This window comes from Sorangium sp. So ce204, from assembly GCF_051526795.1.
Lineage (GTDB): Bacteria > Myxococcota_A > Polyangia > Polyangiales > Polyangiaceae > Sorangium > Sorangium cellulosum_B.
This window is the reverse complement of the sequence record NZ_CP150317.1, coordinates 2,439,865-2,453,376: the sequence shown is the minus strand read 5'-3', so window position 1 is coordinate 2,453,376 and position 13,512 is coordinate 2,439,865. Positions and strand designations below refer to the sequence as shown.

General features: G+C 72.8%; 13 protein-coding genes. 5 read left to right on the top strand and 8 right to left on the bottom strand.

The features are described from left to right. Nucleotides 1-5 precede the first annotated feature (5 nt). From recO to tsaB, 5 genes are all read right to left on the bottom strand, one after another. Complete coding sequence (gene recO / locus WMF22_RS09255; protein WP_437298732.1) at nt 6-725, bottom strand: DNA repair protein RecO; 720 nt, start codon at nt 723-725, stop codon at nt 6-8. A gap of 59 nt (nt 726-784) precedes the next feature. Beyond that, entirely contained in the window at nt 785-1,219 is a 435-nt protein-coding gene (locus WMF22_RS09250) for a helix-turn-helix domain-containing protein (RefSeq protein WP_437298731.1), read from the bottom strand. 108 nt (nt 1,220-1,327) lie between these two features. Beyond that, a complete protein-coding gene (locus WMF22_RS09245; RefSeq protein WP_438035505.1) occupies nt 1,328-2,212 on the bottom strand; it encodes a tetratricopeptide repeat protein in 885 nt (294 codons plus the stop codon). Between the two features lie 216 nt (nt 2,213-2,428). Next, a complete protein-coding gene (locus WMF22_RS09240; RefSeq protein WP_437298729.1) occupies nt 2,429-3,277 on the bottom strand; it encodes a Crp/Fnr family transcriptional regulator in 849 nt (282 codons plus the stop codon). Beyond that, nucleotides 3,274-4,095, bottom strand: a complete 822-nt coding sequence (gene tsaB, locus WMF22_RS09235; protein WP_438035504.1) for a tRNA (adenosine(37)-N6)-threonylcarbamoyltransferase complex dimerization subunit type 1 TsaB — start codon at nt 4,093-4,095, stop codon at nt 3,274-3,276. The genes WMF22_RS09240 and tsaB overlap by 4 nt, the downstream gene beginning before the upstream one ends. A gap of 125 nt (nt 4,096-4,220) precedes the next feature. On the opposite strand from tsaB, the gene WMF22_RS09230 reads away from it, so the two are divergent. The 5 genes from WMF22_RS09230 (at nt 4,221) to WMF22_RS09210 (ending at nt 9,253) form a co-directional block, all read left to right on the top strand. Beyond that, nucleotides 4,221-5,225 (top strand): hypothetical protein, encoded by a 1,005-nt coding sequence (locus tag WMF22_RS09230; RefSeq protein WP_438035503.1) that lies wholly within the window; start codon nt 4,221-4,223, stop codon nt 5,223-5,225. Nucleotides 5,226-5,355: 130 nt separating this feature from the next. Beyond that, the gene (locus tag WMF22_RS09225; RefSeq protein WP_438035502.1) at nt 5,356-6,780 is read left to right on the top strand and encodes a trypsin-like peptidase domain-containing protein; all 1,425 of its coding nucleotides are present in this window, start codon (nt 5,356-5,358) and stop codon (nt 6,778-6,780) included. Between the two features lie 169 nt (nt 6,781-6,949). Continuing rightward, nucleotides 6,950-7,189, top strand: a complete 240-nt coding sequence (locus WMF22_RS09220) for a DNA gyrase inhibitor YacG (RefSeq protein ID WP_437298725.1) — start codon at nt 6,950-6,952, stop codon at nt 7,187-7,189. Continuing rightward, on the top strand, nt 7,186-8,046 hold the full coding sequence (locus tag WMF22_RS09215) for a hypothetical protein (RefSeq protein WP_438035501.1): 861 nt from the start codon (nt 7,186-7,188) through the stop codon (nt 8,044-8,046). The genes WMF22_RS09220 and WMF22_RS09215 overlap by 4 nt, the downstream gene beginning before the upstream one ends. A gap of 40 nt (nt 8,047-8,086) precedes the next feature. After that, nucleotides 8,087-9,253: a PrsW family intramembrane metalloprotease gene (locus tag WMF22_RS09210; protein WP_437298723.1), complete on the top strand. Its 1,167-nt coding sequence runs from the start codon at nt 8,087-8,089 to the stop codon at nt 9,251-9,253. Nucleotides 9,254-9,314: 61 nt separating this feature from the next. Here WMF22_RS09210 and dnaJ read toward each other — a convergent pair whose 3' ends face one another. The 3 genes from dnaJ to ftsA all read right to left on the bottom strand — a co-directional run bounded on the left by dnaJ (nt 9,315) and on the right by ftsA (nt 13,388). Further along, on the bottom strand, nt 9,315-10,400 hold the full coding sequence (gene dnaJ, locus WMF22_RS09205; RefSeq protein ID WP_437298722.1) for a molecular chaperone DnaJ: 1,086 nt from the start codon (nt 10,398-10,400) through the stop codon (nt 9,315-9,317). A 151-nt stretch (nt 10,401-10,551) separates the two neighbouring features. Continuing rightward, complete coding sequence (gene ftsZ, locus WMF22_RS09200) at nt 10,552-11,820, bottom strand: cell division protein FtsZ (RefSeq protein WP_437298721.1); 1,269 nt, start codon at nt 11,818-11,820, stop codon at nt 10,552-10,554. A 245-nt stretch (nt 11,821-12,065) separates the two neighbouring features. Then, nucleotides 12,066-13,388, bottom strand: a complete 1,323-nt coding sequence (gene ftsA, locus WMF22_RS09195) for a cell division protein FtsA (protein WP_437298720.1) — start codon at nt 13,386-13,388, stop codon at nt 12,066-12,068. Nucleotides 13,389-13,512: the final 124 nt, after the last annotated feature.

Sequence of the window (13,512 nt, the reverse complement as noted above, 5' to 3'; positions counted from 1 at the left end):
TCGCTCTAGCCGCCGCTAGCGTGCGCTGTGAGCGCGCCCTCGACGAGGTCGAGCGCGAGCGGGACGTCCTCTTCCGGGATCGGCGCGCCGCCGAGCATCGCCGCCAGCAGCCGCTCCCTCGGCTCCGGCCGCAGCACGACAGGTCCGCCGCCACAGGCCCGGCAGACGAGGCCGCCGCGCGCCGGATCGGCACAAGCCGACCGCGTCGTGTCGCAGGCGCGCCCGCAACGGACGCACTGCGTGAGCTCGAGGCCCCAGCCGAAGGCGACGAGCAGGCGCAGGCCGGTCTCCGCGAGCAGCGCCTGGGGAGGAGGCGTGGACACCTCGTCGAGGCGGTCGAGCAGCTGGTTCAGCTCGCTCCACGCCGCCTGCTCGGCGGTGTGCGCCGGCGCGATCTCCCGCACCCAGCGCAGCGCGCGCCCGGCCACCTCGAGGCGCCCGAGATCCCCCGCGAGGCGCAGGCGCGGGCGCTCGAGCGCCGCTTCCGTGAGCTGGGCGAGCTCCGCGCCCGGACGGATCTCCAGGGTCACGCGGAGCAGGTGCATCGGCTCGAGCGCCGGGAAGCGCTTGGCCGAGCGGCGCGCGCCACGCGCCGTGGCAGAGATGAGCCCCCCCTGCTCGGTGAAGAGCCCGACAAGGAGGTCGGCTTCACCGAAAGGGACACGCCGGACCAGGAGCGCCCCGGTCCGGAGGCGCTCCGTCCGCGGGCGAACCGATCGAGGCATGGCGGGTACCGGCGGTTATGGCGCGAACCGCGCGCGAGCGCCCGGCGAAAATTTGGCCCTCAGGCCGAGAGGGAGGTACTCGCCCTCGCGAGCGTGCCGTCCGAGAGCTCCGGCGGCATGTCGTGGCCGCGGGGCCTGAGCACGATGCTGAGCGCCAGCGTGAAGAGGATGAGCAGCAACACGAACGCGATCGCGACCCCGAAGCGCCTGCTCTGGGTGCGGCGCGCGGGCGCCGCGATGGGCAGCGGTGTCACCAGCGCGATCCGGCGGCTCGCCGTGTATCGGGCCAACACCTCCTCCATCGGGAGCGAGACCGCGCGAGCGTACGCCTTCAAGAACCCCCGAACGAACACCTCGCCGGGCAGGTCGTCGAAATGATCTGCCTCGATTCGCTCGATGGAGATCACCGGGATGCGCGTGGCGCGGGCGACTTCCTCCACGCTCATGGCTCGGGCCTCACGCGTGCGTCTCAGGTAGCGTCCGATCGACTCCATCCCATTCCACCCATCGTCATTCGGTCGTCACTCTACTCACCCTGAGAACCGTTGCTCAACCCCCTAGCGCACCCCTCTGTACTTCTCGGAGAGCGGCGCGCCGAGGCCCTATTGCAACGTCTGTAACTGTGCAGCGCAGCGCTGCCCCACGGCCGTCGTCGCGTTGATCTCCCGGCACCGCTCGAGATCGGCGCGCGCGTCGTCCACGAGCCCCCTCTTCTCGGCGATGCGGGCGCGCGCGTCGAACGCGTCCTGGAGCCGCGTGCACTCCGGCTGGTCGGTCTCGACCGCCCTCGTCAGCGCCTCGCGCGCCAGATCGAGCTCGCCTCGCTTCTCGTAGGCGAGGCCGAGCCGGTACTGCCCCACGCAGAAGAGCGGCTGCGCGGCGACCGCGCGGCGTAGCGCGTCGATCGCCTCGTCGTTCCTGCCCTTGAGCAGGTACGCCCAGCCCAGGTTGCCCCACGACTTCTCCGGCGAGGCGTACAGGATGTCCTCAGTCAGCGGCTTGAGCACCGCGATCGCCTCGTCGTAGCGCCGCTGATGCACGAGGATGACGCCCAGCGCGTTCTTCGCGTCCCGCATCTCCGGGTTCGCCTCGAGGGCCCGCCGCGCCATCTTCTCGGCGCTGTCGAAGCGGCAGTCGCTGGAGTGCGCATCACCCGCGCAGAAGCCGAGCAGGATCAAGGCGCCGAGATAGGACGCCTCGGCGTTGTCCTCGTCGTGCGAGAGCGCCTGCTCGACGTGCGCCAGCGCCTCGCGCAGGCGGCCGCGCTGGAACGCGTCGCGCGCGAGATCATACTCCGCGAGCGACCGCGCGTCGCTCGTCTGCGCCGAGGGTTGCGCGCCACCGCACGACGCGAGCGCGACGGATGCAACTGACGCAACGGACGCAACGGACGCAAACGACATCAGCGACCCCATCGACACGACAGCGGCCGCGCCGCGGATGCACCCCGCGCGGGTCGCTGCTGTCCTGTGTCGCTGCGAGGTCATGTGCGATCTTGAATCCGCTGCCGAACGCTGCCGCGGCGCGGCACATTGTCAGGACGGGACTTCGCCTGCCCTGCGGGGAACCCTGAGTAAACCAGGCCGCTTGTCACGTCAACCTGCGAATCTCCCTGGAAGACGCGGCGCGTTCTCAGGATCCCGATTCGGCTTCCAGCAATTGTCAGGTCGGCGTAGGATGGTGGCGCAGGCGGTTCTTGCTCGTCACTGTTCGCCGCGGATCTCGTCCTTGAGACCCAGAAGGCCGAACAACCTCCGCAGCGCTTCGATATCGGGGATCTCGAGGCGCTCGTCAGCGACGCGCAGGTACTGGCCCTCCCGGAGCTGCTGGACGGCGCGCTTCACCGTGTCGACGTCGAGGCCGACGCGGGTGGACAGCTCCATCGGCGAGATCGCGAACGAGGCGCCGTTCGAGGCGGCGCCGCCGGTGGCGCGCGACTGCTGCGCGAGCTTGAGGAGCGCGTTCACGACCTTCGATTGCGTGTCGGTGAGCATCATGATCTCGATCTGGTCCTCCGCGTCGCGGAGCCGACCGACGAGCTGCTTGATGATGCGCATCGCGACGGCCGGGTTGCGCTCGACGAGGTTCTGCAGCGTGCCCTGATCGAGCGCTAGCGCGACCCCGCGGGAGAGCGCGATCGCCGTCGACGAGCGCGCGGCGCCGCCGAGGAGCGCGGATTCGCCGAACAGATCGCCGGGCTTCAGGACCATCAGGCTGCGCTCGGCGCCGCGGACCTTCTTGATGAGCCGGACGCGCCCTTCCTCGAGGAGGTACGCCTCGGTCCCGGGCTCGCCCTCGCGGAAGATGACGTCGCCGGCCTCGAACGGGCGGCCGAACCGGGCGCGGAGCCGCTCGGGATCGGGCCCCGGCTCGGCCGACTCGACAGGGGCGGACAGGGCCGCGGGCTCGTCGCGCGGCGCGGCGGGGACGGAGGGAGAGCGAGCAGAGTCCGCTGCCGCGGCGGGCGGCGGAGCGCGCTCCGCGTCGCTGGGGCTCGAGGCCTCGCGCTCCGCGTCGGGTGCGACGCCGTCCCCTTCAGGCGAGCTGATCATCGGGGCGGAGTGTATCCCAGCTCGGCCGGCTTCGCGTCCGGCGCGCGCACATAGAGCGGCTCGAGGAGCGCCGGATCGTGCAGAGCCGCCGCTGACGCGCGCTCGCCGCCCGCGACGGCCGCCCAGAGCCGGCCGATCGCGAGGCGCCCGATCCACGTCGCGTCGGGAAAATCCAGGGCGTCGCCCCGCGCGGCGAGCGGCCGGAGCGCCTCGATCTCCTCGGCGACGGCGCCGACGACGACGATGCGGCGCCCCGCGGCGAGCTCGGCCACGACGTCGAACGCCGCGTCGCGCGGCAGGTGGCGCGGCGGGATCGAAGGCGCCGCCGCGGGCGCATCGAAGGCGGCCAGGAAGACCTCCCCCTTCTTGGCGTCGATCAGCGGGACCAGGAGATCGCCGGGGCTCGCCGCGCCAGCGGCGAAGGCGGCGGCGGCCATCGCCTCGAGCGAGGTGACGCCGGCGACCGGGACGTCCAGCGCCAGCGCGACGCCCTTGGCCGCCGCGACCGCCACCCGGACCCCGGTGAACGAGCCGGGCCCCACGTCGCAGCCGAGCGCCTGGACCGCCGCGGCCGGTAGGCCTGCCGCGGCGAGCACCTCGTCGACAGCGCCGAAGATGCGCTCCGCGTGCCCGTGCAGGTCGGCGTAGGTCGTCGCCGCGAGCAGCCGCGCGCCGGCCGCCGGCGCCGCGGCGGGGCCGGCGGTGGAGAGCGCGCTGCCGCGCGACGCCGCCGCCCCGGCGTGCAGGTCCACGTCCGCTGCTTCGAAGAGGGCGGCGCTGCCGCGCGGGGTCGAGGTCGAGAGGGCGAGGAGCTTCAAGGCGCGCTCGGGAACGTTGCAGCCGCGATGCTGTCTGGCAGAACCTCGGGCCAAGAGCAACGAGCTTCGGCGAGGCGCCGGGGCCGCTGCGCGTCCGACTGGGCCGAAGGGCGGGGTGCGAGCCGATGCGCGATCAACGAGCGATGCTGCCGGCGCTCCTCGTATCGGCGCTCGTCCATCTGGGCGCGTGGAGCTCGGCGCGGCTCGGGCCGGAGGTGCCCGCCAGCGATCCCGCCGAGCCAGCGGCGGAGCGCGAGCCGATCGATCTCTGGACCGGGCTCACGGCCGCGCTGCCGGGCAGCGGCGGCGCGGCGCGCCCGAGCGACGCTCGCAGCGGGCGCGACGAGGCCGGCGAGCGCGGCGAGCCGACGAGCATGCCAGCGGCGCGCGCTCCGGCCGATGCCAGCCGGCCCACGGCGCCGGCAGAGCGCCCTGCAGAGGCCGGCGGCGAGCCGGCGCCGCCGCTCGTCCGCGCGGCCGCGCCGCGCGGCCCGGCAGCGCCTCGGCCGAAGGCGACGCCCCGGCCCAGGGCGACGCCGCGACCCGCAGAGCGACGCCGGGATCCCGCGGCGACCGGGGAAGCCGGCGCACCGGCGCGCTCTGCCGCGGCGCGGACGAGCGCTGGCGCCGGAGAGGACGGCGAGGGCGACTTCGGGGCGGCCGGCGTCAGCGCTGTGCGCAACCTCGGGCGCGCCTTCACGAGGGCCATCCCGCCCGCGTGCCAGGCGGATCCGATCTGGGCGACGCTCCCGCCCGGAAGCGCGGGGAAGGCGCGCTTCGTGATCGACATCGACGACGCCGGGCACATCGCGACGTGGCGTCCGGAGCCCGGAGGGGAAGAGCCCGCGCGACACCTGAGCAACCTGGCGAAGCGGACGATCGCGCTGCTCGGCGGCGGGACGTTCGCGGTGGCGCGGGGCGCCGTGACGGCAGGGAAGCAGACGCTGGAGGTGAGCGCCGTCGTCCGCGTCGGCGAAGGCGCGGGAGAGACAGGCGCTCCCGCCGATCTGGCGTGGCGCTTCGAAGGGGGGCGCGGCAAGGCGTCGTTCGTCCAGCCCGGCGGTCGCCTGGTGGAGGTCGTCGTCCAGGTGGTGCGCACGGAGGCCGCGCGAGGCGCGCCTCCTGGCTGAGCGGCCAGCGAGCCGCGCGTACGCGCCTCGTCCGGCCCACGGAGCAGCTCGGCCGCGGCGCGGAGCAGCGCTTTCCAGCGGCCGGTCCTCGCGCGCTTGCGGTCGCGCCTCGAGGCTCTACGTCCGGCCCGTGGGACGGCTCCGCGCTGCCGCATGGGCGTGTGTCGGGTTCCTCGGGACCGCACCGCTCGCTGCCTGCGACGACCGGGCAGCCGCGCTCTCGCCCCCTCCACCGCCCCGCGGCCCGGCGAGCGCGCCGTGCTCGGTCCTGCGCGCGGAATCGCCGCCCGAGCCGCCAGCGGCCCGCGGCGCGATGGCCCTGCCCGCGCTGATCGAGCAGGTGCGGCCGGTGGTGGTGACCATCACCACCCTGCGCACGCCGTCGTTTCCAGACGGGCGCGCGGGCCCGGCGCTCCCGTTCGAGGGCCGTGTGCAGCGGGTGGAGCGGGCGATCGGATCCGGGTTCGTGATCGCCGAAGAAGGGCTCGTGCTGACGAGCGATCACGTGATCGGCGACGCGTTCGGCATCGAGGTGCAGCTCTCGGACGAGCGCGCCTTCGAGGCGACCGTGGTCGGGCGGGATCCGACGCTCGACGTGGCGCTGTTGAAGCTGCTCGGAGCAGGGGCGCTGCGGGTCGCCTCCCTCGGATCGAGCGCGCCGGTCCGGCCTGGCGACGGCGTCATCGTGATCGGGAGCCCGTTCGGGCTCGGACCGACGGTGACCCGGGGCATCATCAGCGCGACGTCGAGGCCCATGGGCACGGGGAACCTCGACGGCTTCCTCCAGACCGACGCCGCCATCAACCCGGGAAACAGCGGCGGGCCGCTCTTCGACGCGACGGGGCAGGTGATCGGCATCGCGACGGCGATCCACGCCGATGGCCGCGGCATCAGCTTCGCCCTGCCGATCGACGAGGTGCTCGAGATCCTGCCCGAGCTGCGGGAGACGGGCCGCGTGGACCGAGGGCGCATCGGGATCAGCTTCCAGGAGGTGACCCCGCAGCTCGCGCGGGTGCTCCGGCTGCCAGGGCGGATGGGCGCGCTGATCACGGAGGTCGAGCCGGAGGGCCCCGGATCGCGGCTGGGCTTCAGGCCGGGCGACGTGATCACGTCGGTCGAGGGGCGCCGCGTCGAGCACGCGCGCGAGCTCGCGCGCATGCTCCGGCGAGCCAAGCCGGGAGACGAGGTGGAGCTCGTCTACAAGCGCGACGGCGCGGACCGGCGCGCGACGATGAAGCTCGATCCGTCGGCCCAGCACCAGCCGTCGTCGAGCTGGCGCGCGCCGGAGGATCGCGCGCCGAGGGGCGCCGAGCAGCCGCCGTTCGGCGTGCTGGCGAGCGACGCCCTGGAAGGAGCGCGCATCGAGTCGATCGCGCCCCGGAGCCCCGCGGCTGGCCGCCTCGAGGTGGGCGACGTGGTGCTCGATCTGAACGGCGCGCCGGTGCGGGGCGGCGCCGACCTGACCGCGCGCCTGGGCGCGGCGGCACACCAGGATCTCCTGTTGCGGGTACGGCGCCACGGAGCGCCCCGCTACCTCGCGGTCCCGGCGCGCTGAGCGGGCGTCGCTCCAGCGACCTCGGTCCAGCGCGCTGAGCGCGGGCGACACACGCACCGAGCGCTGGCCGCACGCCCGCCGAGCGCGGGGCACATGCCGGAGAGCGCGGGCCCACGGCTCACCGAGCGCGAGCTACATGCCCGCAATGGACGCTGCTACGTTACGCCGCATGGGAGCTTTGGCAGGCGCGAGGTGCCCGATTTGCCGCAAACCGGCGGGGCCCCGGCCCGAGAACCCGGCCTTTCCGTTCTGCTCGCCCCAGTGCAAGCTGGTGGACCTCGGCCGCTGGCTCGACGGCGGCTACCGGGTGCCTGGCCCGCCCGTTTCATCCACAGGGGACGCCGAGACCCTGGAATCGATGGGACGAACCGACGGGCTCGACGGGAACAGCCAGGAAGAGGACGAATGATCGCTCGTCGCGCGCTTTGCTTGCTCACCGTTCTCACGTCGGCCTCCATGACGTCCGCGGCCCTGGCACAGCAGGGGCAGCCGTTCCCGGGGACCTCGCCGAGCGTCGGCGCCGGCGCCGCGGCGGCACAGCCGAACCCGTACGATCCATCGATGCAGGCCGGAGGCCTGGCGCCGCCCCCTCCGATGACCACGCCCGAGCCGGAGCCCGCCGCCCCCGACGGCACGGAGCAGCGCCTCGACGAGGCCAAGGAGCGGGACTCGGGGCGCGGCCTCGAGATCGTCTGGCTGAACGTCGAGGGAGGCTACGAGAACGTCGGCCTCCAGACGTTCAACATCGACGAGGACGACTTCACGGCCGGGTTCGTTTCGAGCGCGGCCAACGGGGGCGTCATCGGCGCGGGGGCCGGCGTCCGGCTCCTGTACTTCACGCTGGGCGCCCGTGGACGGGTCGGGTTCTTCAGCGACTGGCAGCTCTTCACCCTGGGCGGCGAGGTCGGCATGCACCTGCCGCTCGGGAAGCTCGACCCGCACGTCGATCTGGGCTTCGGCTACGCCGGCCTCGGCAGCGTCAAGAGCGCGGTGAGCGGCGCGGCCGACGCCATCGCGATCCGCGGCTTTTACGGGAGGGTCTCCGGTGGGCTCGACCTCTACCTGTCGCCGGTCTTCTCGATCGGCGCGAACGCGAGCTGGGAGCTCCTGGCGCTGACCAGGCCGGGGCTCTCCGCAGCCGCGATCGAGGGGATCAAGGGCGGAGCCGCCGCGCCCCAGCAAGCCAAGGCCGATCTGCTCGCGGCCGAGGGCTCCAGCGTGGGCTCGGCGCTCGCCCTGACCGCGGTCGCCGGGCTCCACTTCTAGCCGCAGCGAAGCCAGCTCCGCCGCCCCGCCCCTCGCGCCCATGAACGCCGCCGCAGCGCTCCTCTGGCTCGCCACCGTCGCAGCGCCGCTCGGAGGGCTGGCCGCGCTCCTCGTCTGGTCGCAGCGCCTCTATGGCAGGCGCCGGTTCGCGGTGGGGACGGCGCTGCTCGGCGCGCTCGCGTTCGTGCCGGCGCTGCTCATCGAGACGTTCCTCCAGCGCTGGCAAGGCGTCGACAAGTCCGCCAGCGCGCTCGACGCCGTCACGCTCGTCTACATCTTCGTGGTCACGGCGCCGCTGGAGCAGGGCCTCAAGGTGGCGGCCGTCGCGCCGATCGCGCGGCTGCGCGCCGTGGAGGAGCCGTTCGACGGGCTCGTGTACGCGGCCGCCGCGGCGCTCGGGTTCGTGTCGGCCCACAACGCCGTTTACCTGTGGGGCCGGCCGCTGGAGCCGCTCGACATCGCGCGGGCCCTCCTCGCCGTGCCGGCGCACCTCTTCTTCGCCTCGCTCTGGGGCTACGCGCTGGGCCGCGAGCGCACGCGGCCGCTGGGCGGCCGTCGCTTCAACGCCGCGTGGCTCGGCGCGATGGTGCTCAACGGCGCCTACGACTACATCGTCTTTGCGTGCCGCCCGGTCGCGCTCGTCATCGCGGCGCCGGTGCTCCTCGGCACCGGCCTCGTGACCTTCCTCGCCGCCCGCGACCTGCTCCGCCGAGGCGCGTCGCCGCACAGCTCGCAGCGCAGGGAGCGCCGCTTCCTCCCCCGCATCGCCCCGCCGTCGCTCGGAACGTTGCGCGAGGCGCTCAGGCGCACCGAGCGACCGGTGACGCTCACGTGGATCGCCTTCGGCGCGCTCGTCACGGTCGGGGTGATGACGACCGCGCTCGCGATCGCGATCGCGCTCGGCCATCGCTTCGGCGTCGACTTCGCGGCGGTGGACCGGGGTGACGCCTCGACCGCCGCGGCGGCGCCGCTCCTCTTGCTCGTCGCAGCGGCGATCGCCGCCTTCCCCCTGGCCGGTTATCTCGTCGCCCGGGCCTCGTCGACGGGCAGCGTCCTCGAGCCGGCCGCCTCGGCGGCGCTCGCCATCCTGGGCTCTCTGGTGCTGCTCGGCCTCGCGGCCCCGGTCGCCGTCGTGTTCGCGGCCGCGCTCGCCCCCATCGCCTTCAGCCTCGCGTGCGCGGGCGCCTGGATCGGCACGACGCGCTGAGCGCGGCGCCCCCTCGCGCCTGGCGCGAGAAATCCTGCCAGCTCGCCGGGCGTCGGCGCCGTTACGCGGTCGCCGCCTTCGCCGCCGGCTGGTGCTTGGCTACCTCGTCCTGGAAGCTGCGGAGCAGCTCCTGCGCTGCGGGCGACAGGTTCCGCGGCACCTCGACCTGGATGACCACCTGGAGCGAGCCGCGGCCGCGACCGTCGATCCGCGGCGCGCCCTTGCCCTTGACCGAGATCACCTCGCCGGGCTGCACGCCCGCCGGGACCTCGACGTCGACGACCGTGTCGTCCGGCAGGTCGATCTTGATCGTGCTGCCGAGCGCCGCGTCGGCGAAGGAGATGGGCGCCCGCGTGATGAGGTCGAGCCCGTCGCGCTCGAAGCGCTCGTCCGCGGCGAGATCGACGTCGACGTACAGATCGCCGGGCGGCGCGCCCTGGGCGCCCGGCATGCCCTGGCCCGGCACCCTGAGCCGCTGGCCGCCGTCGATGCCGGCCGGGAAATTGACGACGACCTTCCGCGTCTTCTCGACCGCCCCGAACCCCTTGCAGGTGGCGCAGGGCGTCTTGACGACCGACCCCTCGCCCGAGCATTCAGGGCAGGTCTGGGTGAACATCACGAACCCGCGCGAGGTCGAGACCTGCCCGGCGCCGCCGCACGTACCGCACGGCTTGCGTTTCGTCCCTGGCTTCGCCCCCGAGCCGGAGCAGTCGTCGCACGCCACCGGCGTCCGCAGGACGACCTCCCGCTTGCAGCCGAGCAAGGCGTCCCGCAGCGAGAGCCGCTGCTGAACCCGGATGTCCTGGCCGCGCGCGGGCCCGCGCCGCCGGCGCTGCCCGCCGCCGAAGCCGCCGAAGAACTCCGAGAAGATGTCCTGGAAGTGGGAGAAGATGTCGCCGTCGGCCGCGCCGCCGATCCCCTCGAGGCCGGCGTGCCCGAACTGGTCGTACCGACTGCGCTTCTCCTCGTCGGAGAGGACCTGGTACGCCTCGGTGGCCTCTTTGAAGCGGGCCTCCGCCGACGCATCGCCGGGGTTCCGGTCGGGGTGGTTCTTCAACGCAGCCTGACGATAGGCCTTGCGAATGTCGTCAGGCGTCGCGTCTCGCGCGAGGCCAAGAACTTCGTAGAAGTCGCGCTTTTCACTCATGAATCGTGGACCGCCGCGTCGATCCTGCCCGACAGCGGGCACAGGCGCCGGCTGACCATAAGTCGTCGTGCGCGCCTGTCAACGCGTAATACAGCGTGAACGCTCGCGGTGGCTGCGCACCGGGAGTTCTTCCGCGTGGGCTGCGGTGCTGCTACTGGCCCCGGCGCTGGAACGCGGGCGTGTCCCAGTCGGAGTCGAGCGGAGGGACGAAGCTCGCGCGGTCGCGCGGGCTGCCGCCTGCCGCCTGGACCTGCGGCGCGGGCCGGCGGGTGGTCGGATACGCGACCTCCTCGTGCCGGTGCGGCTGGCGCTGCGTCATGGGCATCGGAGGAGCGCTCGGGGCGGAGCGGCCCGACATCGGCCCGGCCGCCGCGGCCAGCGACGCTCCGATCGAGTGCGCGGTGGCGCGCGGCTGCGCGGCGCTCGCGAGCTGCTGCGGGACCTCGGCGACGAGGTGGTCGAAGCCGGTCGCGATGACCGTGACCTTGATCATCTCGCCCATGTTCTCGTCGATGGTCGCGCCGAAGATGATGTTCGCGTCCTCGTGCGCCTGCTCCTGCACGAGCGTCGCGGCCTCCTCGATCTCGCGCATCCGCATGTCGGGGCCGCCGACGATGTTGATGAGCACGCCGGTCGCGCCCTCGACCGAGATGTCGTCGAGCAGCGGCGAGCTGACGGCCATCTCGGCGGCGAGGCGAGCGCGGCCCTGCCCCTTCGCGCAGCCGGTGCCCATGAGCGCGCGGCCCATGTTCGACATCACCGTCTTCACGTCCGCGAAGTCGACGTTCACGATCCCGTTCTGCGTGATGAGATCGCTGATGCCCTTGATCGCCTGATAAAGCACCTCGTCCGCCTTGCGGAACGCCTCGACGAACGAGAGGTCCTCGTCGCCCAGCGAGAGGAGCTTCTGGTTCGGGATCGTGATGAGCGTGTCGACGTGCTCCGCGAGCATCGCGAGGCCGAGCTCGGCGCGGCGCGAGCGCTGCTTGCCCTCGAAGAAGAACGGCTTCGTCACGACGCCGACGGTGAGGCAGCCCTCCTCGCGCGCGAGCTGCGCGATGACCGGCGCGGCGCCCGTGCCCGTGCCGCCGCCCATCCCCGCGGTGACGAACACCATGTCCGCGCCCTGGAGGCACTCCTTCACCCGCGTCACGTCCTCGAGCGCCGCCTTGCGGCCCTTCTCGGGATCGGCGCCCGCGCCGAGACCGCGCGTGACGCTCGCCCCGATGTGGAGCTTGGTCGGGGCGAGGCTCGATCCGAGCGCCTGGGCGTCGGTGTTGACGACGATGAACTCCACGCCCTCGAGGCCGAAGTTGATCATCGTGTTGACTGCATTGCCGCCAGAACCGCCACAACCGATGACCTTGATCCGGGCGTCGTACCCGGTGTGCTCGTCGGCAAACTCGATGGAGAAACTCATGAACTCCTCCCGGGGAAGTACAGCTAGCCGCTCGGCCCGGCGCCGACCCCTACGGAGGTCGAGCGGCGCGGAACCCTCAGTGCGCGAGGACGTCCTCGCTCCGGACGGCATTCGGAGGGGCGCCTCTTCCCCTTCGAACACCGCGCTTCAAACCCTCTTGACTTCGCGCTCAAGAGGGATCGCCAGTGCGCTATCGGACCCTCTCAAACCCAATTCTCTAACAACTTTCTCTTGCTACGTCATGCCTAGAATGCTGCTCGAAGCCAGTTCCAGAACCTCCCGCTCGACCTCTTTTCAATCGCCATTTCTTCGACGACATCTCGACGCGACTCGCGCTCGCGGAGCTTCTCGCGACGGATCTCCGCGCGTCCGGCGTGGCCGGCGTCGAGCGTCACCGGCGTGAGCGCGCGCGCCTGCGCGAGTGCGTTGGCGCCGTACTGAACGAGGCCCACGCCCGTCGCGTACTGCGGGCCGGCCACGAGCTGCGTGATGCCTCGCACGCCGACCGGCACGCCGAGGCGCACGGGCATCCCGAGGATCTCCTCGGCGAACTCCGTCATCCCTTCCATGAGGACGCCGCCGCCGGTGACCACCGCGCCGGCCGAGAGCTGCTCGAGCATCCCGGTGTCCTCGATCCGCTTGCGGATGACAGCGAAGATCTCCTCGACGCGCGGCTCGATGATGTCCGACAGGACGCGGCGCGCCGCCTTGCGCGGCAGGTGCCCGCCGACGCCGGGGACCTCGATCTCCTCCTCGTCGCCCACCATTCGGCCCAGGGCGCAGCCGGCGTTGCGCTTCAGGCGCTCGGCCTCGCCCATCGGCGTGCGCAGCCCGGCGGCGATGTCGGCCGTCACGTTGTTGCCGCCCGCCGGGATCACGCTCGCGTGCGCGATCCCGCCGTCCACGTAGAGGAGCAGATCGGTCGTACCGCCGCCGATGTCGATGATGGCGACGCCGATCTCCTTCTCGTCCTCGGAGAGCACCGCCTCGGCGCTGGCGAGCGGCTCCAGCACCACGTCGGCCACGGTGAGGCCGCAGCGCTCCGCGCAGCGGACGACGTTCTGCACGCACGAGGTCGCGGCGGTGATCAGGTTCACCTTCACGCCGAGCCGGACGCCGCTCATCCCGACCGGGTCGCGGATGCCGTCCTGGTTGTCGACCGTGAACTCGCGCGGCAGGACGTGCAGGATCTGACGATCGGCGTCGACAGGGATGGCCCGCGCGCCCTCGAGAACGCGCTCGACGTCCAGCCGCGTGACCTCGCCGCCGGAGACCGCGGCGACGCCGTCGGACTGCTGGCAGCGGATGTGGCTGCCCGCGACGCCGGCATACACGGTGCGGATCTCGACGCCCGCCATCGTCTGGGCGGCCTCGATCGCCTCGGCGATCGAGCGCACCGTCCAGTCGATGTTGCTCACCACGCCCTTCCGCAGGCCGCGGCACGGGACGTTGCCCACCCCGAGGATGGTGATCCCATCAGCGTCGATCTCGCCAACGACCGCCGAGACCTTGGTCGTCCCGATGTCGAGTCCGACGACGATCTCAGTAGTCTCCATCCGGCTCTTCATTGCGTGCACCACCTCATGCGGGGACGAGCCCCATGCGCGTGTAAGGCGGGCACGACGCTGCCATGAGCCAGCAGCACCGGCCAAGTTTTGCTCGGCGATCGCCGGCGCGTAGAGCGGGCCCGAC